Genomic DNA, 18,189 nt, shown 5'->3' on the forward strand with positions numbered 1-18,189 from the left:
ACCTGCCCAGCGCCCGCCGCACCACAGCCCCTCGCGGACATGACGAAACCTGCGAGGTGGGCTCCCTTCGCCGGCATGGTCCGGATCAGGTGCTGGAGGTCGCCGTCCGGTCCTGTGACCTTCCGGCCTCTCAGTCCGTCCGTCGATGGCCTCTTCCGACAGGGGCAGTGACTCCCTTGTCGAAGGCGGCCGTTCCGGACGGGCTCCCTCGCTCGCCCCGCAGGCTGCTTTCAGCGTAGGTCCGGCACGGGCCGCCGGCATGGGCCGGTCGGCCCCGATGTGGAGACGTCCGGCCCGTCGCGGCGCCGCGCTCAGAGCTTCGGCGGTTCCAGCCCGATGCCGACCCGTGGCGGCAGGCACAGCGTGTTGTGCACGGTGCAGGCGAGACGACCGCTTCGACCGGCGCCGGCGCCGGCGCCACGTCCGTGCCGCCCGCCTCGGTGGGCTGGTCGACGCGGACCTCCCTGGTCGGCGTGGGCTTCCGTGGAGCGTGCGGGGCGGGTACGCGGGCTCAGACCGCTGTGAGGTGGTCCGCCACCTCGAGCACGTCCGGAATGTGTGCCACCGCGTCGGTCAGCCGCGGCACCAGGTCCACGTCGAGGGAGCCGGTGAGGACGACGACGCCGTGTTGGACCTGCACGTGCACGCTGCCCGGATCGATCTTCAGTTCGTCCCGCAGGACGTGGGAGATGACCTCCGCGCGGATGGCGGCGTCGTCCCGGACCAGGGCGTGCAGCAGTTCGCTGCGGCTGACGACACCCACGAGGCGGCCCTTGTGGTCGATCACGTACACCTGCCTGATCCGGGAGCGGGCAGCGGTACGCGCCGCCTCGACGACCGGGGTCCAGGGGTGGACGGTGAGTGCCGGTGTCGACATCAGCGTGGCGGCCGTGACGCCGGCGCCCAGGCCCCGCGACCTGCGGCCGAGCAGCTTGTCCAGTGCGCCGGTGTGCTCGTCCGCGGAGGTCAGGGCGACCGCCCTGGCCAGCAGGTCGGACTCGGCGACCACGCCGACGACGCGTCGGTCGGCGTCCACGACGGGAACGGCTCCCAGCTGCTCGCGGGCGAGCATGCGGGCGACGTCCGCGAAGGGCGTGTCGGGAGCGACCCCGGTCGCGGTCCGCTTGGCGATGTGGCTGATCTGGAGGTCCGCGATCGTCGCCGGACGCGTGACGTCATGCCGGGCGGTGCCGGTCATGGTGCGCGCGGGAGGAGACGGTTCTTCGGTGTGCGCGTGCGAGGCCATGGCCTGCAGATAGCGCACCATCATGTTCTGACGGGACTCCTCGGCCGGTTTCGGGGCGGCGGTGGGCACCGAACGGCGTGCCTCCACCGATGCCGCGCCTGCTTCCCGGGCGTCACGGTCGTTCATGGCAACCTCCCGTGGTCCGCGCGCAACGCGCCTCCTATGCTCACCATCCCGCCCATGCCGTCGAAAGGCACAGGGCCGCCCGGCCCCTTCCGCAGGTCAATCGGCCCCTGTGGGCCGCCGCGCCCCTTTCGTAGCGTGAGAACAGGCCACCAGCGGACGCCGTGGTCGGGCTCGGAGGTTCGTCATGCCTGGGTTCCGCGAGTTCCTCGCGCGCTTCCGGCCGGCCGGTTCACCCGGCCCCGCCGTGGGCGGCGCCGTACCCGCCGACCGGTCCGCCGAACTCGCGGCCGAACTGGAGCCCCCGCTTGCCCTGCTGGACGACGCCGCCGCCGAGGCCGCCGCCGTACGGGAGGCGGCGTCGCGGGAGGCCGCGGCACGTCGGCGTACGGCGGCGCGGCAGGCCGAGCGCATCGTCGGGACGGCGCGGGAACGCGCCCAGGAAGTCCGGCGTGCGACCGCCGCCCGGCTCGGCGAGGAGGCGCGCGCCGAGGCGGCCCGCGCCGACACCGAGGCTGCGCGTGCCGTGGCGGAGATGCGTGAGCGTGCGCTCGACCGCACCCACGACCTGGCCGCACGCCTGACGGCACAGGCCGTCCGCGAACTGACCGGGCCGCCCGGCGCGGAGCCGGACGGACGGGACCAGGGATCGTCGTGAGCGCCGGATGGGTCGCCGGGGTGACCCGGGCCGAGGCCATGGCCGCTGCCCGCGCCGGCCCCGCGACGGCGCGCGGGCTGGCCACGGCGCCCGGCCTGCCGGACGCCCTGCGGGCGCTGGCCGCCACCTCGTACCGCCGCGGGCTCGACGTCGAGGCAGGCATCGCCGAGGCCCAGCGGGCGGTCACGGACGCCCTGGTGTGGCAGTTGCGCGTACTGGCCGGCTGGCAGCCACGGCCCGGCTCCGCCGCCGTACGCCTGCTCGCGTCGCCCTTCGAGATCGCGAACACCCGGCACCGGCTGCGCGCCATGTCGGGCGCGCCGCAGCCACCGCCGTACCGGCTGGGGGCGCTGTCGACGGTCTGGCCCCGGCTGTCCCGGTCCGGCAGTCCGGCGGAGCTGCGGGCCGAACTCGCCGCCTCCCCGTGGGGAGATCCCGGATCGGATGCGCCCGCGGCGATGATCACCGCCATGCGGTGGTCGGCGGCCGCCCGCACCGCGGCGAACCTCCCCGCGGCCGCCCGCTGGGCGGCGGGCGAGGCGGCCCTGCTGTGGGCTCGTGAGACCTTCGTCGCCGGTCGCCGGCCGGCCACACGGCACGCGGCCCGGCTGCTCGGCACGGCGGCGGTGCGGGCGACCGCCTTCGACGAGTTCCGCGCCCGCCTGTCGCCGCCGGCCAAGTGGGCACTGGAGTGCATCGAGCGGCCCGGCGACCTGTGGCGGGCCGAGGCGCGCTGGTGGAGCACCGTCGAGCGGGACGGTCTGCGGCTGCTGCACGAGGCGCGATTCGCCCTCACGCCCGTCGTGGGCGCGGTGGCGGTGCTGAGCGCCGACGCCTGGCGCGTCCGCGCCGGTCTGGAGTGCGCCGCCCACGGCGGCCGGGCGCTGGAGGCATTCGATGAACTCCTGGGCTGACTCCCTGACACCGGCGCGCATGCGGCGGGTGGCCGTCGTCGCCCCCCGCGCCGTGCTGCGGGACGCCCTGGTGTGTGTGGCCGACGCGGGCTGCGTCGAACTCGACGGAGCGGGCGAACCCGGCCACGGCACGCCCGGACCGGCCGCCCGCCACCTCCAGGCGCTCGGCTCCGGCCCCGTGAGCCCCCTGCTGTCGCCCACGGCACCCGACCTCGACGCGCTCCGGGAGGCGGGCCGGGCCGACCTGCTCACGGGCGAGGCCCAGCTCGAGGCCTACCGCGAGGCGGCGGTACGGCACGGCACCGTCGCCGCACTGGCCGGGTGGTGCCCCGCGGCCGAAGTACGGCACCTGTCGGCCCGGTTGGCGCAGGCCGGAGGCGCCCTGGTGCCGCTGCGCGCACCACGCGGCATCGACCCGCCGACCCGGCTCGACGACACGAGCACCGTCCGGCGCTCCCTCGTCCCGCTGGTGCGCACCTACGGCACCGTCCCGTACACCGACGTCGACCCCACCGTGCCCGCGGGCATCGCCTACGTCGCCATGTTCGGGATGATGTTCGGCGACGCCGGCCACGGACTCCTGCTGCTGCTCGGCGCCCTGGTGCTGCGAGCCGGCCGGCCGCGTCGCCTGGCTTCCCTGCGGCCCCTCTGGCCGTTCCTGGCCGGAGCCGGCGTGACGAGCACGCTCGCCGGATTCGCGTACGGAGAGTTCTTCGGCCCCACCGGCGTGTTGCCCGTGCTGTGGCTCGACCCCCTCGACGAACCCATGCGGTTGCTCGGCGCCGCGATCGCCGTCGGCGCGGTCCTGCTCGCCCTCGCCTACGCCGCGGGCATCGTCAACCGATGGCGCGAGGGCGGCCCGAGCCGTGCCCTGTACGCCGCGTCCGGCATCGCCGGAGCCGCGGTCTTCCTCGGTCTCGCGGTCCTCGCGGCGGGCGCCGTCACCCACCTGCCGGTCCTCGTGGTGTGCGGCGCGCTGCTCGTGCTGGCCGGGCTGGTGCTGGCAGGCACCGGGCTGTTCACGGCCTCCGGCGGTGGCGCCTCGGGCGCCCTGCAGACCGGCGTCCAGCTCTTCGACGTGGTGATCCGCATCGGCTCGAACACGGTGTCCTTCGCCCGGCTCGCGGCCTTCGGCCTCACCCACGCCGCCCTGGGCGCCGTCGTCTGGCAGGGCACCACGGCCCTGACCGGGTCCGGGCCCGCGGGCGTCGTGGCGGGGTGTCTCGTCTTCGTCCTCGGCAACGCGCTCACCTTCGCCCTGGAGGCGCTCGTCGCGGGCGTGCAGGCCCTGCGGCTGGAGTTCTACGAGCTGTTCTCCCGGGTCTTCGACGCCGAGGGCCGGCCCTTCCGCCCCTGGCACGTGCCCACCGAGGCACCGGCCGTATCCCCACCCGCCCCACACGTCATGGAGGTGACCACATGATCGCCTGGCTGATCGCACTCCCCGTGCTCGCCGCGGCGTTCGCCGGCACTCGACGACTGCTGCGCCGTCGTGACAAGGCGGCGCTGCGGTGGATCCTCGCGACGGACGCGGTGCTGTTCTCCGGGGCCCTCGCGCTCCTGCTCGTCGCCCTGAGCGGCGGCGCGGCACAGGCGCACACCGCCACGGCCGCCGCCGCACAGAGCTCCGGCACGGGCTCGGCGGCCCTGATCGGCGCCGCCATCGCGGTCGCCGGAGCCTCGATCGGTGCCGCGATAGCCGTCGCGTACACGGGCGCCGCGGCGATCGCGGCGCTCAGCGAACGGCCCGAGCTGTTCGGCCGGGCCATGGTCATCGTCGGCCTCGCCGAAGGGATCGCCATCTACGGCCTGGTCGTCGCCATCATCCTGATCGGAAAGACCTGACCATGACACACGTGGCAGTGATCGGTGCGCGCCGGCGCGTGACAGGGCTGGCGACGGCGGGTGTCGTCGTCCTTCCGGCGGACGACCCGGAGGCGGTGCGAGCGGCCTGGAGCCGGCTCCCCGCCGACGTGGGCCTGGTGATCCTCACGCCGGACGCGGCGGCCGCACTCGGACCCGGACCGCTCGAGGCGCAGGACCCGCTCACCGCGGTGATGCCGGCATGAGGACCACTCCGCAGTCCGCCGGGACCTCGGCGGCACTCGAACCCGTACGGGACCGGCTCCTGCGGGATGCCGCCGCGGACGCCGACGCCCTGGTGACGGCAGCCGCCGAGGACGCCCGGGCCGCCGTCCGGGAGGCCGAGGCGCAGGCGTCCGCCGTCCTCGCGGAGGCCCGCGGGCAGGGTGCGCGCGACGCCGAACACACCGGTGCCGCCACCCGGAGCCGGGTCCGCCGCGCCGCGCGGGCGAGGGAGCTCGCCGCCCGCCGGGAGATCTGGGAAGAGCTGTGCCGGCAGGTCGTGGCCGGTGTCGAGGCCCTGAGCGGCACCGACGCGTACCCGGCCGTGCGGCGCGGCCTGGAGGCCCACGTGCGGCAGGTGCTGGGCCCCGACGCACGGATCACGGACGCCCCCGGCGGAGGAGTCGTCGGCGAGGCCCCGGGGCGTCGGCTCGACTGCAGCCTGGCCGCGTTCGCGCAGCGGGCGCTCGACCGGGCCGGCGGGGAGGTGGAGCAGCTATGGGCACCGTGACGGCCACGCGCCACGGCACGGGCCGCATCCTGCGGGTCGCCGGTCCGCTCGTGGAGGCCGAGCACGTCGGCGGCACCGCCATGCACGACCTCGTCGCGCTGGGCGAGAGGGAACTGCCCGGCGAGGTGGTCGCCATCCGCGACGCGGTCATCACCATCCAGGCGTACGAGTACACGGGCGGCCTCGCCCCCGGGATGCCGTGCCGCCCCCTGGGCCGGCCGCTGTCCGCGGAGCTCGGCCCCGGCCTGCTCGGCGGCATCTTCGACGGACTGCTGCGGCCTCTGCAGACGGCCGGTGCCTGGCTGGAACCCGGGGCCGGCGGCGGGGACGACGATCAGGGGCCCGGCTGGACGTTCACGCCCCGGGCCGCCGAGGGCGAAGAGGTCGGACCGGGCGACGTTCTCGGGGAGATCCACGACGCCGGTCCCGTGCCGCTTCCCGCGCTCGTACCGCCGGGCTGCGCGGGAACGGTGGAACGGATCGCCGCGCCGGGCCGCCTCGCCGCCGACGACGCCGTCGCCACGGTGGCCGGGACCGTGATCCCGCTGACCACCCGGTGGCCCGTCCGCACGCCCCGTCCGGTCCGCGAACGCCTGCACACCGCAAGGGCGTTGAACACCGGACAGCGCGCCATCGACCTGCTCTTCCCGGTGGCACTGGGCAGCACGGTCGCCGTTCCCGGCGGCTTCGGCACCGGCAAGACGGTGCTGCTGCAGCAGATCGCCAAGTGGTGCGACGCGGACGTCATCGTCTACGTCGGCTGCGGCGAGCGCGGCAACGAAATGGCCGACGTCATCCAGGAGTTCGGCACACTGACCGACCCACGCACGGGCGGTCGCCTCGCGGACCGGACCGTGATCGTCGCCAACACCTCCAACATGCCGATGATGGCCCGGGAAGCGAGCATCTACACGGGGGTGACGGTCGCCGAGTACTTCCGCGACATGGGCCTGGACGTGGTGGTCATCGCCGACTCCACCTCCCGCTGGGCGGAGGCGCTGCGCGAGTTCGGCTCCCGCACCGGCGCGCTGCCCGCCGAGGAGGGCTACCCGGCGGGCCTGGCCTCGGCGATCGCCGCGTTCTACGAGCGGGCCGGCGCCGTGACCACCCTCGGCGGCCGCACCGGCTCCGTCACCGTGATCGGCGCGGTCTCCCCGCCCGGCGGCGACATGGCCGAGCCGGTCACCGCCCACACCCAGCGCTTCGTGCGCTGCCTGTGGACCCTCGACCGCGAACTCGCCTACGCCCGCCACTACCCGGCCGTCTCCTGGGCCGAGTCGTTCTCCCGCGACACCGAGGCGCTCGACGCCCACCAGGTGACGGCGGACGACCCGGACCGGTCCGCCCGCCGGGCCCGCGTCGCCGCCCTGCTCGCCGAGGCCGACCGGCTGGCCGACCTGGTCGACCTGCTCGGCATCACCGCCCTGCCCGCCCGCGAACGGGTCAGCGTCCTGGGCGGACGGCTGGTGCGCGAGGCTGTGCTCCAGCAGAGCGCGCTGTCCGAACGGGACGCCTACAGCGGTGCGGAGAAGACGGCCGCGCTGACCGAGGCGGTGCTGGCCGTCGTCGCCCGCTGCCACGAACTGGCGGACGCGGGCGTGCCCGCCGAACACATCGAGGGGGTCGACTTCTCACCCGTCCTGCGCGCCCGCGAGGAGGCGGGCCCGCACGACGCGGCGGCCGTGGACACCCTGCGCGCGACCATGCTCGCCCGGCTCGGGGAGGTGTCGTGAACGAAATGCCCGACCGGGGCCGCGTCGAGTTCACCTCGGTTCGTGAGCTGAGCGGCCCGCTCGCGGTCATCGACAAGGTCGAAGGGGTCGGCTGGGACGAGTTCGTCCTGTTCACCGTGGGGGCGGGGGAGCGGCGCCACGGCGTCGTGCTGGAGGTGGACCGGGGCACGGCCGTGGTCCAGGTGCTGGAGGACACCGCGGGCATGGACCCGGCGCGCGTCGGCGCCGTCTTCACCGGCTCGCCCCTGCGCATCCCCGTGGGCCCCGGCTGGCTGGGCCGGGTGTGCAACGGACGCGGCGAGCCGCTCGACGGCGGCCCGCCCGTCTTCGGGGCCGCGGCCTCGGCGGTCGCGGGCCGTCCGGTCAATCCGTTGCGCCGCGAGCCGCCCGCCGAGCCGGTGCTGACCGGCGTCAGCGCCGTCGACGCGCTCACCACACTGGTGCGGGGGCAGAAGCTCCCCGTGTTCTCGGCGGCGGGTCTGCCCCACCTCGAACTGGCGACGCAGATCGCCGCCCAGTCGACGGCCGGAGGTCAGCCGTTCTGCGTGGTCTTCGCCGCCATGGGGGTGACGCACGCGGATGCCGACTTCGTGCGGGACGCGCTGGAGGAACGGTCGGCCGCGGGCGAGCTGGTGCTGCTGCTCAACACGGCCGACGACCCCGTGATCGAGCGCATCCTCACCCCGCGCATCGCGCTCACCGTCGCCGAGCAGCTCGCGTTCGGCGAGGGCCGCCACGTCCTGGTGGTCATGACGGACATGACGAGCTACGCCGAGGCGCTGCGCGAGGTGTCCGCCGCCCGCGGCGAGACCCCGGCCCGCCGGGCCTACCCCGGCTACCTCTACAGCGATCTGGCCTCCCTCTACGAGCGTTGCGGCCGCATCCGGGGCCTGCCGGGGTCGGTCACCGTGCTGCCGGTGCTCACCATGCCGGCCGGCGACATCACGCACCCCGTGCCGGACCTCACCGGATACATCACGGAGGGACAGATCGTCCTCTCCCGGCGGATGCACGCCCAGGGCGTCTATCCACCGGTCGACGCGCTGTCCTCGCTGTCCCGGCTGATGCGCAAGGGCGCGGGACCCGGCCGTACCCGCGAGGACCATCTCGACGTGGCCGCCCAGCTGCTGTCCGCCCTGGCCCGGGCCCGCCAGGTCAGGGAACTCGTCGACCTCGTCGGCGAAGGGTCGCTCGGTCCCGCGGACCGGAGCTACCTGGACTTCGACGAAGCCTTCGCGCACGGTCTCGTGCACCAGGGGCGGGACGAACTGCGCACGCTGGAGCAGACGCTGGACCGCGCGTGGCAGGTGCTGCTGACCCTCCCGCGCAGCCAACTGGCCATGCTCCCGGCCGAGTTCCTCGACGCCCACGGCGCGGCGGAAGGCGGGTGACGCGATGGCCGAACTTCGCGTGCCTCCGGGCCGGGCCGGCCGGCTGCGCCTGCGCCGCAGCCTCGACGTCGCCAGGCGCGGCGCGGACCTGCTCGACCAGAAACTCCGCGTCCTGCGGACCCGCCACGAGGAGCTGCTGCGCACCGAGCGGGACGCCCGCGAGCGCTGGCACCGGCAGCTGGCGCAGGCCGAGCAGTGGCTGCGGCGCGGGCTGCTGCTGAGCGGTGAAGAGGCGTTGGACGCGACGGACTTCACCCGCCTCACCGACCTGACGGTCACCTGGACCTCCACGATGGGCGTACGGCACCCGGACACCGTGGCGTGCACGGTGCCGCCACGGGAGCCGGACGACCCCACGCCCGCGAACACCGCTCTCGTCCACGCCGAGGCCGCCTACGCCGAAGCCGTGCGCGCGGCGGCCGCGTACGCCGTCGCGCGGTCCGCGTCCCGCGCCGTCGGCGAGGAGGTCGTCCACACCGGGCGCAGGCTGCGGGCCCTGCGCCGGCACTGGGTGCCGCGTCTGGAGACGGCGCTCGCCGCCGCGGATCGTGCGCTGGAACAGAGCGAGCACGAGGACGCCGTCCGCAGACGGTGGGCGGCGGCAGCCGGGAACGCGACGGCCGGCGGCCGGCCCCGTACAGGCGGGTGAGCCGACCGGTGCACGCCGCCCGCGTCAGGTCGAGGCGCCCGCGGGCTGGAACAGCTCGACGAGGTTGCCAGCCGGGTCGGCGATGAGGATCTGACGTCCGCCCGGGCCGGAGACGACGTCGCTGCGGAAGGTCAGTCCGGCGGTGCGCAGCCGGTCTACGGTGTTGTCGAGGCTGTCGACGATCAGGTGAATCCGGTTGCGGCCGGCGGTGGCGGCGTCGTCGGGTGTGGCCCGGGCGCCGGAGCTGGCCGCGCCGGAGAGCAGCAGCCGCAGGGGGCCGCGGGTGACGTCGGCGAACGCGGGCGCGGCGCTGGTGCGCAGGGTGAACCCGAGATGCGTGGTGTAGAAGTCGATGGCGGCCTGGACGTCGTCGACGATGTAGCGGACGCTTGCGAGTTCGTCGGTGGTCGTCACGGCTGGACCTCCTGTCTGGTGGTGAGGACGGGCAGCAGATAACGGATGCGGGTGTCGATGTCGCCCGCCGTGCGCCCGAAGGCGGGACGGCTCGTCCGGTCGCTGCCGCCGGCGGCGGCCGGGTCGGGCGTGCTCCAGTGGGCCCGGCGGGTGGGGTGCGGAAACTCGGGGCAGACCTCGCGGACCTTGTCGCACAGGGTGATGACATGGTCGAACCGCTGCTCCAGCAGCGTGTTCAGGTGCCGTGGCCGCCGGTCACCGACGTCTATGCCGTATTCGTCCCGCAGCACGCGTACGGCGTTGGGGTGCAGAGCGGACTTCGGACGGCTGCCGGCGCTGGCGACCTCGACGCGACCGCCGCCGCGGTGGCGCAGCAGGGCCTCCGCGATCGGCGAGCGGGCGCTGTTGCCGGTGCACAGGAAGAGCACGGAGGGCACGCCTGAGCGGGTGGTGGTGAGGGGCGGTGGGGGCGCCGGCTCGGTGCGCAGTCCGGGATGAAGGGCGGTCCCGGTGTCCGAGAGGGCCCGCGCACAGCGGTCCAGGTCGAGGCGGTAATAGCTGTCACGGCCGTCGAAGCTGCTCCGGGTCGCCGTGACCAGCCCGCCGTCGCGCAGGAGTCGTAGATGGTACGAGACCAGGTTCTGCGACTCGCCGACGAGCGTCACCAGTTCGCGTACCCGGCGGTCGCTGTCGGCGAGGGCGGTCAGCAGCCGCCAGCGCACCGGGTGGGCGGCCAGGTGCACGAACGGTGGTGCGGCTCGGCCTGAAGACGCCATGGCGTCCACGATACATCAAATTCAATTGATGGAACCTGTTCGTGGAGGATGCCTGCTCGTGCGTCTGCGGAGGTCACGGGGGCTCGGTAGGCAATTCGCGTTCCACGGTTCGACCACGTTTTGGACAACGTGTGCCGATATCGTCGACCGATAGCGTGGCGACACGTCACACTGAGCCACGGAGGGGGACGGGTGCGGCGGGCTTGCGCCGGGCGCACCATCCCACATGTCGCGCTGCTTTGGGGAAGGCGGCGTCGGGACCAGTGGGGGGATGCATGATGCAGTCGCTTCCGGGGCAACGCCCGGCCGGCGAGCAGGCTTTGACCGGGCGCGGGGGGCTTCCGGTCGTCATCGTGGGTGCGGGGCCGTACGGTCTCTCGGTGGCCGCGCACCTGCGGGCCGCGGGCGTACCGGTGCGCATCTTCGGTGAGGTGCTGGGCAGTTGGCGGCACGCCATGGCCACCGGGATGTACCTGAAGTCGACCCCGGACGCCACCGACCTGTCCGCGCCGGATCCGGGAGGGCGGCTGGCGGACTTCCGCCGGGTGCACGGCGAGCCGGAGCTGACCGAGCTGACGCCCATCCCGTGCGACGTCTTCGTGCGCTATGGGATGTGGTTCCAGAAGCAGTACGTCGGGGAGGTGGACCAGGCCCGCGTGGTCGGCGTCGACCGGCCCGGACCAGGCTCTGCCTTCCTGGTACGCCTCGACGACGGGCAGGAGTTCGAGGCGGCGGCGGTCGTGGCCGCGACCGGCCTGAACGGTCTCGCCCACATCCCCGCGGAGCTGCGGCGGCTCGCCCCGGAGGGGCCGGGCAGGGACGCCCTGGTGTCCCACACCAGCCACCACACCGATCTGTCGTGCTACGCCGGCCTGCGCGTCGCCGTGATCGGGGGAGGGCAGTCGGCGCTGGAGAGCGCGGCCCTGCTGCACGAGGCCGGCGCAGAGGCCCAGGTGCTGGTGCGCGAGTCGCGGGTGCTGTGGGGGATGAAGCCGGATCTGGCCCGGGCGTTGACCGAGCGCCTGGCCAAACCCGCCTCGCCGCTCGGCACGGGCTGGATCCTGGCGGCGGTCTGCAAGGCGCCCGGCGGGGTACGCCGGATGCCCGCGGCGGCACGCCTGCTGCTGTTCCGCCGGGCGCTGGGGCCGTCGGGCGGTTGGTGGCTACGGGACCGCGTCGAGGGCATCGTCCCGGCACACACGTCGTGCCGCGTCACAGGTGCCGAAGCGGTTCAGGCCGGGGTGCGCCTGGAGCTCGAAGGGCCGGGCGGCCCCAGCACCATGACCGTGGATCACGTGCTGGCGGCGACCGGCTACCGGCTCGACCTGGACGCCGTGCCGTTCCTGTCGCCCGCGGTGCGTGCTGCCGTGGTGTGCGTGCGCGGTTCGAGGGCCCCCCATCTCTCGGCGGCCCTCGAATCCTCGGTGCCGGGTCTGTACTTCACCGGATCTCTGGCCGCACCCATGTTCGGCCCGATGATGCGCTTCGTCGCCGGGACCGAGTTCGCCGCCACGCGCATCGCCCGTCGCATCCGCCGATCGCCCGGGCTCGGCCGAGGTCGCTGAACTCCCGCTGCTCATCGCACCTTCGCGCCGTAGTATCGATGGCCGATATCGGTTTCGTGACCGCCGGTCGGGGCGCGGAGGTGGCCAGGGTGCGGGAGTTCCAGCGCGGTGCGGTGCGGCTGCACATCCTGCACCACGCGGCCGAGGGCGAGATCCACGGCGCCTGGATGACCGAGGAACTCGCCCACCACGGATACGACATCAGCCCCGGCACGCTGTATCCGACCCTGCACCGGCTGGAGGCCGAGGGGCTGCTGACCTCGCAGCAGCGCCTGGTGAACGGCCGGACCCGCCGCATCTACACGGCGACCGAAGCCGGCAGGCAGGCGCTCGCCGAGGACCGCAGGGCGCTGGCCGAACTGGCCCGCGAAGTCCTCGGCGATTCCCTGTGAGCGGCGCGGACACGGCCCGGTGCGGGCTCAGGACGTTCCGCGCGCGGTCATGGCGCGGCGCACCCCGTAGGCCGCAACTCCCAGAAGCAGTACGGCCGCTCCCCAGGCCACCGAGGAGGCGGGCAGGGTGAACGCGAGCACCAGGCAGCCGGCCAGTCCGACGAAGGGGATGAGGCGCGGCGGCCGGTTCTCCTGCTCGGTCAGGGTCCACGCGGAGGCGTTGGCCACGGCGTAGTAGGCGAGCACGCCGAACGAGGAGAAGCCGATGGCGCCGCGTACGTCGGTCGTGGCGGCGAGGACGGCCACGACCGCACCGACGAGGAGTTCGGCGCGGTACGGCACCTTGAAACGGGGATGCACGGCGGACAGGACGTGGGGCAGATGGCGGTCCCGGGACATGGCCAGCGTGGTGCGCGAGACGCCGAGGATCAGGGCGAGCAGCGACCCGAGGGCGGCCACCGCCGCTCCCACCCGCACGACCGGGGCCAGGCCCGGCACCCCGGCCTGCCGCACGGCCTCGGCCAGCGGCGCACTCTCCCGGGCCAGCCCGCTCGGGCCGAGGACGACGAGGACGGACACGGCGACCGTCACGTACACGACGAGGGTGATGCCCAGGGCGAGGGGGATGGCCCGCGGAATCGTGCGTGCGGGATCGCGTACCTCCTCGCCCAGGGTCGCGATGCGCGCGTACCCGGCGAAGGCGAAGAACAGCAGGCCGGCGGCCTGCAGCACGCCGCCGGCGGAGGCGTCCGAGCCGATGTCCAGCCGTCCGGCGCGTGCGTCGGCGGAGGTCAGGCAGACGATGACGACCGCCGCCAGTACCGCCAGGACCACGGCCACGATCGCCCGCGTCAGCCAGGCCGCCTTCTGCACGCCCACGTAGTTGACAGCCGTCAGGGCCACGACCGCGGCCACCGCCACGGCATGCGCCTGCTCCGGCCACACGTACGACCCCACGGTCAGCGCCATCGCCGCGCACGACGCGGTCTTGCCCACCACGAATCCCCAGCCGGCGAGGTAGCCCCAGAACTCGCCCAGCCTTTCGCGGCCGTACACATACGTCCCACCGGACTGCGGATAGCGGGCGGCGAGCCGTGCCGAGGACGTGGCGTTGCAGTACGCCACCACGGCGGCGATCGCCAGCCCCACCAGCAGCCCCGATCCGGCCGCCCGCGCGGCCGGTGCCAGAGCGGCGAAGATGCCCGCGCCGATCATCGATCCGAGCCCGATGACCACGGCGTCGAAGACACCGAGCCGCCGCTCCAACTCAGCCGTCGTGCCGCCCTGTGACGCCTGGCCCATGCCGCACCCGTCCCCTATCGCCGTCCGATATCGCATGACGATATACATCGGGGGTGAACGCCAGGTGGCCGGTGAACCAGTCGCGGGCCAGTTCGGCGACCGCGGGCAGGGTGCCGGGCTCCTCGAAGAGGTGGCCCGCACCGGGGACGACGGCGATGCGGTGGTCGCAGTGCATCCAGTCGGCCGCCAGCCGGTTCAGGCTCAGGACCCGTCCGTCGAGCGAGCCGACGACGAACAGGGTGGGGGCCCGCACCTGTGCCAGCGCGGCGGGCGTGGCCAGATCGGGGCGGCCGCCGCGGGAGACGACCGCGCGGATGCCGGAATCGACGGCGGCGGCCTCCAAGGCGGCGGCCGCCCCGGTGCTCGCCCCGAAGTAGGCGACGGGCAGGCCGGTTTCGCGGCGCAGCCAGTCCGCGGCGGCGCGCAGCCGTCCGGCGAGCAGGACGATGTCGAACGTGTTGTGCCGGTCGTCTTCCTCGTCCGTGGTGAGCAGGTCCAGCAGCAGCGTGCCCAGGCCCGCCCCGTTCAGGACGTCGGCGACGTAGCGGTTGCGCGGGCTGTGGCGGCTGCTGCCGCTGCCGTGCGCGAACGCCACGACGGCCGGTGCCCCTTCGGGCAGGACGAACCGTGCGGCCAGCCGCACATGCCGCGTGGGAATCTCGATCTCCCGGTTCGCGGGCGGGAGTTCGCCGGCGGACGGGGAGGGAGCGGGCGGGGAGGCATCGGGCGGTGCGGGGTCGGCGGCCCGGTGCAGAAGGGCAGTCACCTGTGCGTCGGGGACCTGCGTGAAGTCCCGGTACCAGGCGCCGACCGACCCGAAGAAGCGCGGGGAGTGGAGGCAGACCACCTCGTCGGCCGCCCGGCGCAGGCGCAGCACGGTCCGCTCCGTCCCCACCGGCACGGCGAGCACGACCCGGCCCGCGCCCAGACCGCGGACGACCCGGCACGCGGCCTCGGCGGTGGCGCCGGTGGCCAGCCCGTCGTCCACGATCACGGCCGTCCGCCCGGCCACGGGGACGGGCGCACGGTCGCGGCGGTAGCGGTGCGACTGCCGTTCCACCTCGGCCCGTTGGGCCTGCGTCACCTTCTGCTGCTCGCTCGGCCTCAGCCCCGACCCCTCGATCACGTCGTCGTTGAGCACGAGGACCCCGTGCTCTCCCACCGCGCCGAAGGCCAGCTCAGGCTGCCGGGGCAGGCCCAGCTTCCGCACCACGAGGAGGTCCAGCGGAGCCTCGAGTTCCCGCGCCACCTCGAAGGCCACGGGCACCCCGCCCCTGGGCAGTCCCAGGACGACGACGTCCTGGCCCCGCAGATGTGCCAGCAGGGGCGCCAGCCGGCGTCCCGCATCCGTACGGTCCTCGAATCGCATGGTCACCGCCTCGTTCGCGCTCAGTAGGGGAGCGGCCGCCCCGACGGCGTGCGCAGGTCCTGGGGTTCCGGCTGCCGCGGAGTCCCGGGGCGGCGGGTCTGCCGGATCCGCTTCATGATCGCTGCCTCCCGCCGGGCGGTGCGCGCGGTGCCGGTGATTCCGTACCGCCTGTACCGACCACCCTTGTCCGTGGCGGGGCGCGCCACCATGAGGCCATCGACCCCGGATCATGGGCCGATACGGGCTGGGAACGGGGACCGAACGGCCCCCCTCAGCGCGCCAGGTCCTCGGCGATCCCGGAGGTCCAGCTCTCCACGGCGGCCCAGTCGCGGTAGTCGCCGAACCGGCCACCGACCAGGCGGAACATCAGGCGCCCGGTGATAGGCAGCTGCTCCGGTGCGATGACACCCGAGAAGAGGCGATGGTCCCGGTACGGCAGCTCGCCGGGCAGGTTCTCCACGATCACCGGCTCCTCCTTGGGCGCAAGGCGCTTCCAGGGCCCGCGCAGTGCGGCCGGCATCCCGACGCTGAAGATCCATACCGGGCGGGAACCGAGGATGTCGGCGTTCTCGCGCAGGAATTCCTTGGCCGGCTCCAGCCAGGACTGCCCGTGCACGGCGCTGCCGAGGACGAAGGCGGTGTAGGCGTCGGCGTCGTCCACGGTCCGCAGGTCCCTGGCCTCGGCTCTCAGCCCCGCCTTGTCCAGTACGGCCGCCATGTGCTCGGCGATCCCGCGTGTCGAGCCGTGGGCGGTCACGTATCCCACCAGGACGTCCATGGTCATCACCTCGTGCCGATCGTGCGGTCCTGTGCGGTCCGGTTCGCCAGGTGTCCCCGCGAGACACCGGCTGCGTGATGTGACCTGGCGCTTCGGCGGCCGTGGGCGGGACGCTCCGACCGGTCGGCGGCGGGCACCATCACGACGGGCACCGTGGAGTGGCGCAGGCACTCGCGGCCCACCGGGCCCACCGCGGGCAGTCCCCACTGCGCGCGGGGTTCGCGGCCCAGGGCGAGCAGCAGCGCCCCGCGTGCCTGCTGGAGCAGGACGTGCGCGGGTGGGCCTTCCGCGAGCACGGCACGGATGCCGGGGTCGACGTGCGAGCCGAAGACGTCGCGCACGGTGCTCGCGAGCACCTCGGCGGCTCGTTCGCGCTGCTCCGCCGTAGTGGGGCGCGCGGAGACGGGGGCGTAGGGCGCGAAGGCCGTGACCGGCTCCCAGGCGTGCACGGCGACCAGTTCCACGTCGAAGGCGTGCGCCTGTTCAACGGCCCAGCGCAGCGCGGCGCGTGAGGCCGCGGAACCGTCCACTCCCACGACGATGCCCTTGCCATCGGCGCTTTCGGTCACGGCTGCCTCCTCGGAAAGGTCCCGGGCCGGCAGATCTCCCGCCCGAAGGTGTCTCCGATCCCACAGTGCCCCGCACCCGCGGGCCCTCGCGCGGGCCGAAGGGTACTGGACGGGTGCCCAACGGGCCCTGTCCGGCGCCGCGCCGTCACGTCCGCGGTCGGGTCGTCGCCGTCAGCCAGGTCACGGCCCGGCTGATGTCGGCGAGGGTGACGATGCCGACGAGGAGCCCGGCGTCGAGGACGAGGGCGCGGCGGTCCGTGCTCGCCTCCAGACGCGGGATCAGGTCCACGACCGGTTCGTCGGGGGACGTGGTCGCGACGTCCGCGAGAGGGCGCATCACGTCGGCGACGGTGGTCGCCGAACGGGCCTGCAGGGGGACCCGGTTGATGAGCCTCACCGTGACCAGCCCGGCCGGCGTGCCGTCCACGGCGAGTACCGGGAAGGCGGAGTGACGGTAGGCGCCGAAAGGTCCCTCGGCCAGGAACTCGAGGACGGTCGTCGTGGCGCGGACCACGACCGGGTCTCGGGTCATCACCTGACGGACCGGCAGTCCGGCCAGGACGCCGCCCAGTTCGGCCCGGCGGGCCTCCTCGGTGGCGGTGGTGATCAGGAACCAGCCGATCAGTGCGGGCCACAGGCCCGACAGGTTGCCCTCGAAGAGCACCGAGGCGAAGCCGAGGACGACCAGGAACCAGCCCAGGGCCCGTCCCGCCGCCGAGGCGCTGCGCGTGGCACGGACCGGATCGCCGGTACGGTGCCACAGATACGCCCGCAGCAGTCGCCCGCCGTCCAGCGGGGCGGCCGGAACGGCGTTGAACACCGCCAGGACGACGTTGATCGCGGCCAGCCAGGCGACCGCCTCCACGACCAGGCCGGAGACGCCGATCGCGTCCAGCCACAGGGCCAGGCCCGTGAACGCCGCGCCCAGCACCGCGCTGGTCAGCGGTCCCACACCCGCGATGCGGAGTTCCGCCGCCGGGGTGGGCGCCTCGCTGCGCAGCCGTGCGACGCCACCGAGCATCCACAGGGTGATCCCGTCGACCTGGACGCCGTTGCGCTGCGCGACGACCGCGTGCGCGACCTCGTGGGCCAGCAGCGAGGCGAGGAAGACGAGGGCCGTGAGCAACGCCAGGGCGGCGTAGGCCCAGGTGGAGTGGCCCGGGTGGGCGTCCGGGAACCGTCCGCCCGCGAGCATCACGGTCACCAGGGCGACGATGACCAGCACGCTCCAGTGCAGACCGACCCGGACGCCGGCGATCCGCCCCAGCGGCAGGGTTTCCTTCATCGCACCCCCTCGGTCAGTCGGGAGCGTCCAGGCACTGTGCGGCCAGCTCCCGCATCCGCAGCTCCTTGGCGCGCAGTCGCCGGCCCTCCGCGTGCCAGCGACGGCGGGCCCAGGGGCGCAGGCGGTGCGGCTCACGCCGCTCCCAGTCGCGTAGCGCGATCACGGTGCACGCGTCCTCGACCACCAGCACCATCACACTGGGCAGCCGCAGCACCGCCTCCACGCCCACGGTGCGCCGGGCACAGGGCAGGTGCACAACGGTGGTGGGGCGCCCGTTCGACCGCCGTGAGGGAACCGTGCCCATCGGGTCACCTCCGAGTCCTTCGGGACGCCGCCGCCCTCTGGCGCCGGGCGGGGCACACCGTCATCCTGCGCAGTCGGCGTCCGGCCCGGGAGGGGCCGACCGGTCCTTCGTGCGGCCGATCGGGC

The 18,189-nt window shown here is 74.4% G+C and carries 20 protein-coding genes and 1 riboswitch; of the genes, 11 read left to right on the forward strand and 9 right to left on the reverse strand.

Annotated features, from left to right (window positions below):
• Positions 1 to 45: 45 nt before the first annotated feature.
• A riboswitch (TPP riboswitch) is annotated at positions 46 to 188 on the reverse strand.
• Positions 189 to 511: 323 nt separating this feature from the next.
• A complete protein-coding gene (locus ACIBN2_RS04325; protein WP_399132596.1) occupies positions 512 to 1,372 on the reverse strand; it encodes a CBS domain-containing protein in 861 nt (286 codons plus the stop codon).
• A gap of 184 nt (positions 1,373 to 1,556) precedes the next feature.
• On the opposite strand from ACIBN2_RS04325, the gene ACIBN2_RS04330 reads away from it, so the two are divergent.
• Genes ACIBN2_RS04330 through ACIBN2_RS04370 form a run of 9 tightly spaced genes read left to right on the forward strand, consistent with a single transcriptional unit; the run spans position 1,557 to position 9,310 of the window.
• Entirely contained in the window at positions 1,557 to 2,027 is a 471-nt protein-coding gene (locus ACIBN2_RS04330; RefSeq protein ID WP_399132598.1) for a hypothetical protein, read from the forward strand.
• Positions 2,024 to 2,941 carry a hypothetical protein gene (locus ACIBN2_RS04335; RefSeq protein ID WP_399132600.1) on the forward strand — a complete coding sequence of 306 codons (918 nt, stop codon included), beginning with the start codon at positions 2,024 to 2,026 and terminating at the stop codon, positions 2,939 to 2,941. The genes ACIBN2_RS04330 and ACIBN2_RS04335 overlap by 4 nt, the downstream gene beginning before the upstream one ends.
• Positions 2,925 to 4,364, forward strand: coding sequence for a V-type ATPase 116kDa subunit family protein (locus ACIBN2_RS04340; RefSeq protein WP_399132601.1), 1,440 nt, complete (start codon positions 2,925 to 2,927; stop codon positions 4,362 to 4,364). Before ACIBN2_RS04335 ends, ACIBN2_RS04340 begins: the two co-directional genes overlap by 17 nt.
• Positions 4,361 to 4,786: an ATP synthase subunit C gene (locus ACIBN2_RS04345; protein WP_399132602.1), complete on the forward strand. Its 426-nt coding sequence runs from the start codon at positions 4,361 to 4,363 to the stop codon at positions 4,784 to 4,786. Before ACIBN2_RS04340 ends, ACIBN2_RS04345 begins: the two co-directional genes overlap by 4 nt.
• A 2-nt stretch (positions 4,787 to 4,788) precedes the next feature.
• Positions 4,789 to 5,010, forward strand: a complete 222-nt coding sequence (locus tag ACIBN2_RS04350) for a V-type ATP synthase subunit F (protein WP_399132603.1) — start codon at positions 4,789 to 4,791, stop codon at positions 5,008 to 5,010.
• On the forward strand, positions 5,007 to 5,537 hold the full coding sequence (locus ACIBN2_RS04355) for a V-type ATP synthase subunit E family protein (RefSeq protein ID WP_399132604.1): 531 nt from the start codon (positions 5,007 to 5,009) through the stop codon (positions 5,535 to 5,537). Before ACIBN2_RS04350 ends, ACIBN2_RS04355 begins: the two co-directional genes overlap by 4 nt.
• Complete coding sequence (locus ACIBN2_RS04360; protein WP_399132605.1) at positions 5,525 to 7,270, forward strand: V-type ATP synthase subunit A; 1,746 nt, start codon at positions 5,525 to 5,527, stop codon at positions 7,268 to 7,270. The genes ACIBN2_RS04355 and ACIBN2_RS04360 overlap by 13 nt, the downstream gene beginning before the upstream one ends.
• A gap of 5 nt (positions 7,271 to 7,275) precedes the next feature.
• Positions 7,276 to 8,661, forward strand: coding sequence for a V-type ATP synthase subunit B (locus tag ACIBN2_RS04365; RefSeq protein ID WP_399132884.1), 1,386 nt, complete (start codon positions 7,276 to 7,278; stop codon positions 8,659 to 8,661).
• Between the two features lie 4 nt (positions 8,662 to 8,665).
• Complete coding sequence (locus ACIBN2_RS04370; RefSeq protein WP_399132606.1) at positions 8,666 to 9,310, forward strand: V-type ATP synthase subunit D; 645 nt, start codon at positions 8,666 to 8,668, stop codon at positions 9,308 to 9,310.
• A gap of 24 nt (positions 9,311 to 9,334) precedes the next feature.
• Here ACIBN2_RS04370 and ACIBN2_RS04375 read toward each other — a convergent pair whose 3' ends face one another.
• Both ACIBN2_RS04375 and ACIBN2_RS04380 read right to left on the reverse strand, forming a co-directional pair.
• Entirely contained in the window at positions 9,335 to 9,724 is a 390-nt protein-coding gene (locus ACIBN2_RS04375; RefSeq protein ID WP_399132607.1) for a VOC family protein, read from the reverse strand.
• Positions 9,721 to 10,500 carry an ArsR family transcriptional regulator gene (locus tag ACIBN2_RS04380; RefSeq protein ID WP_399132608.1) on the reverse strand — a complete coding sequence of 260 codons (780 nt, stop codon included), beginning with the start codon at positions 10,498 to 10,500 and terminating at the stop codon, positions 9,721 to 9,723. Before ACIBN2_RS04380 ends, ACIBN2_RS04375 begins: the two co-directional genes overlap by 4 nt.
• A 278-nt stretch (positions 10,501 to 10,778) precedes the next feature.
• Here ACIBN2_RS04380 and ACIBN2_RS04385 point away from each other — a divergent pair, with 278 nt between their 5' ends.
• Positions 10,779 to 12,065, forward strand: coding sequence for an FAD-dependent oxidoreductase (locus ACIBN2_RS04385; RefSeq protein ID WP_399132885.1), 1,287 nt, complete (start codon positions 10,779 to 10,781; stop codon positions 12,063 to 12,065).
• Positions 12,066 to 12,154: 89 nt separating this feature from the next.
• The gene (locus ACIBN2_RS04390) at positions 12,155 to 12,457 is read left to right on the forward strand and encodes a PadR family transcriptional regulator (RefSeq protein ID WP_399132887.1); all 303 of its coding nucleotides are present in this window, start codon (positions 12,155 to 12,157) and stop codon (positions 12,455 to 12,457) included.
• A 27-nt stretch (positions 12,458 to 12,484) separates the two neighbouring features.
• Here the strand turns inward: ACIBN2_RS04390 and ACIBN2_RS04395 are convergent, their stop codons facing one another.
• The 6 genes from ACIBN2_RS04395 to ACIBN2_RS04420 all read right to left on the reverse strand — a co-directional run bounded on the left by ACIBN2_RS04395 (position 12,485) and on the right by ACIBN2_RS04420 (position 18,064).
• Complete coding sequence (locus ACIBN2_RS04395) at positions 12,485 to 13,759, reverse strand: APC family permease (protein WP_399132609.1); 1,275 nt, start codon at positions 13,757 to 13,759, stop codon at positions 12,485 to 12,487.
• A complete protein-coding gene (locus ACIBN2_RS04400) occupies positions 13,725 to 15,128 on the reverse strand; it encodes a phosphoribosyltransferase family protein (RefSeq protein ID WP_399132610.1) in 1,404 nt (467 codons plus the stop codon). The genes ACIBN2_RS04395 and ACIBN2_RS04400 overlap by 35 nt, the downstream gene beginning before the upstream one ends.
• 271 nt (positions 15,129 to 15,399) lie before the next feature.
• Positions 15,400 to 15,906 carry a flavodoxin domain-containing protein gene (locus ACIBN2_RS04405; RefSeq protein ID WP_399132611.1) on the reverse strand — a complete coding sequence of 169 codons (507 nt, stop codon included), beginning with the start codon at positions 15,904 to 15,906 and terminating at the stop codon, positions 15,400 to 15,402.
• 5 nt (positions 15,907 to 15,911) lie between these two features.
• Positions 15,912 to 16,475, reverse strand: a complete 564-nt coding sequence (locus ACIBN2_RS04410; protein WP_399132612.1) for a universal stress protein — start codon at positions 16,473 to 16,475, stop codon at positions 15,912 to 15,914.
• 145 nt (positions 16,476 to 16,620) lie between these two features.
• Positions 16,621 to 17,760 (reverse strand): site-2 protease family protein, encoded by a 1,140-nt coding sequence (locus ACIBN2_RS04415; RefSeq protein WP_399132613.1) that lies wholly within the window; start codon positions 17,758 to 17,760, stop codon positions 16,621 to 16,623.
• 13 nt (positions 17,761 to 17,773) lie between these two features.
• Positions 17,774 to 18,064: a hypothetical protein gene (locus tag ACIBN2_RS04420; RefSeq protein WP_399132614.1), complete on the reverse strand. Its 291-nt coding sequence runs from the start codon at positions 18,062 to 18,064 to the stop codon at positions 17,774 to 17,776.
• Positions 18,065 to 18,189: the final 125 nt, after the last annotated feature.

It is taken from the genome of Streptomyces sp. NPDC050534 (genome assembly GCF_044457745.1).
GTDB lineage: Bacteria > Actinomycetota > Actinomycetes > Streptomycetales > Streptomycetaceae > Streptomyces.

Excerpts from the sequence above, each read along its gene's own strand:
- ACIBN2_RS04325 (WP_399132596.1), bottom strand. The coding sequence starts at position 1,372 with ATGAACGACCGTGACGCCCGGGAAGCAGGCGCGGCATCGGTGGAGGCA.
- ACIBN2_RS04330 (WP_399132598.1), top strand. The coding sequence starts at position 1,557 with ATGCCTGGGTTCCGCGAGTTCCTCGCGCGCTTCCGGCCGGCCGGTTCA.
- ACIBN2_RS04340 (WP_399132601.1), top strand. The coding sequence starts at position 2,925 with ATGAACTCCTGGGCTGACTCCCTGACACCGGCGCGCATGCGGCGGGTG.
- ACIBN2_RS04345 (WP_399132602.1), top strand. The coding sequence starts at position 4,361 with ATGATCGCCTGGCTGATCGCACTCCCCGTGCTCGCCGCGGCGTTCGCC.
- ACIBN2_RS04350 (WP_399132603.1), top strand. The coding sequence starts at position 4,789 with ATGACACACGTGGCAGTGATCGGTGCGCGCCGGCGCGTGACAGGGCTG.
- ACIBN2_RS04355 (WP_399132604.1), top strand. The coding sequence starts at position 5,007 with ATGAGGACCACTCCGCAGTCCGCCGGGACCTCGGCGGCACTCGAACCC.
- ACIBN2_RS04360 (WP_399132605.1), top strand. The coding sequence starts at position 5,525 with ATGGGCACCGTGACGGCCACGCGCCACGGCACGGGCCGCATCCTGCGG.
- ACIBN2_RS04365 (WP_399132884.1), top strand. The coding sequence starts at position 7,276 with ATGCCCGACCGGGGCCGCGTCGAGTTCACCTCGGTTCGTGAGCTGAGC.
- ACIBN2_RS04370 (WP_399132606.1), top strand. The coding sequence starts at position 8,666 with ATGGCCGAACTTCGCGTGCCTCCGGGCCGGGCCGGCCGGCTGCGCCTG.
- ACIBN2_RS04380 (WP_399132608.1), bottom strand. The coding sequence starts at position 10,500 with ATGGCGTCTTCAGGCCGAGCCGCACCACCGTTCGTGCACCTGGCCGCC.
- ACIBN2_RS04385 (WP_399132885.1), top strand. The coding sequence starts at position 10,779 with ATGCAGTCGCTTCCGGGGCAACGCCCGGCCGGCGAGCAGGCTTTGACC.
- ACIBN2_RS04395 (WP_399132609.1), bottom strand. The coding sequence starts at position 13,759 with ATGGGCCAGGCGTCACAGGGCGGCACGACGGCTGAGTTGGAGCGGCGG.
- ACIBN2_RS04400 (WP_399132610.1), bottom strand. The coding sequence starts at position 15,128 with ATGCGATTCGAGGACCGTACGGATGCGGGACGCCGGCTGGCGCCCCTG.
- ACIBN2_RS04405 (WP_399132611.1), bottom strand. The coding sequence starts at position 15,906 with ATGGACGTCCTGGTGGGATACGTGACCGCCCACGGCTCGACACGCGGG.
- ACIBN2_RS04415 (WP_399132613.1), bottom strand. The coding sequence starts at position 17,760 with ATGAAGGAAACCCTGCCGCTGGGGCGGATCGCCGGCGTCCGGGTCGGT.
- ACIBN2_RS04420 (WP_399132614.1), bottom strand. The coding sequence starts at position 18,064 with ATGGGCACGGTTCCCTCACGGCGGTCGAACGGGCGCCCCACCACCGTT.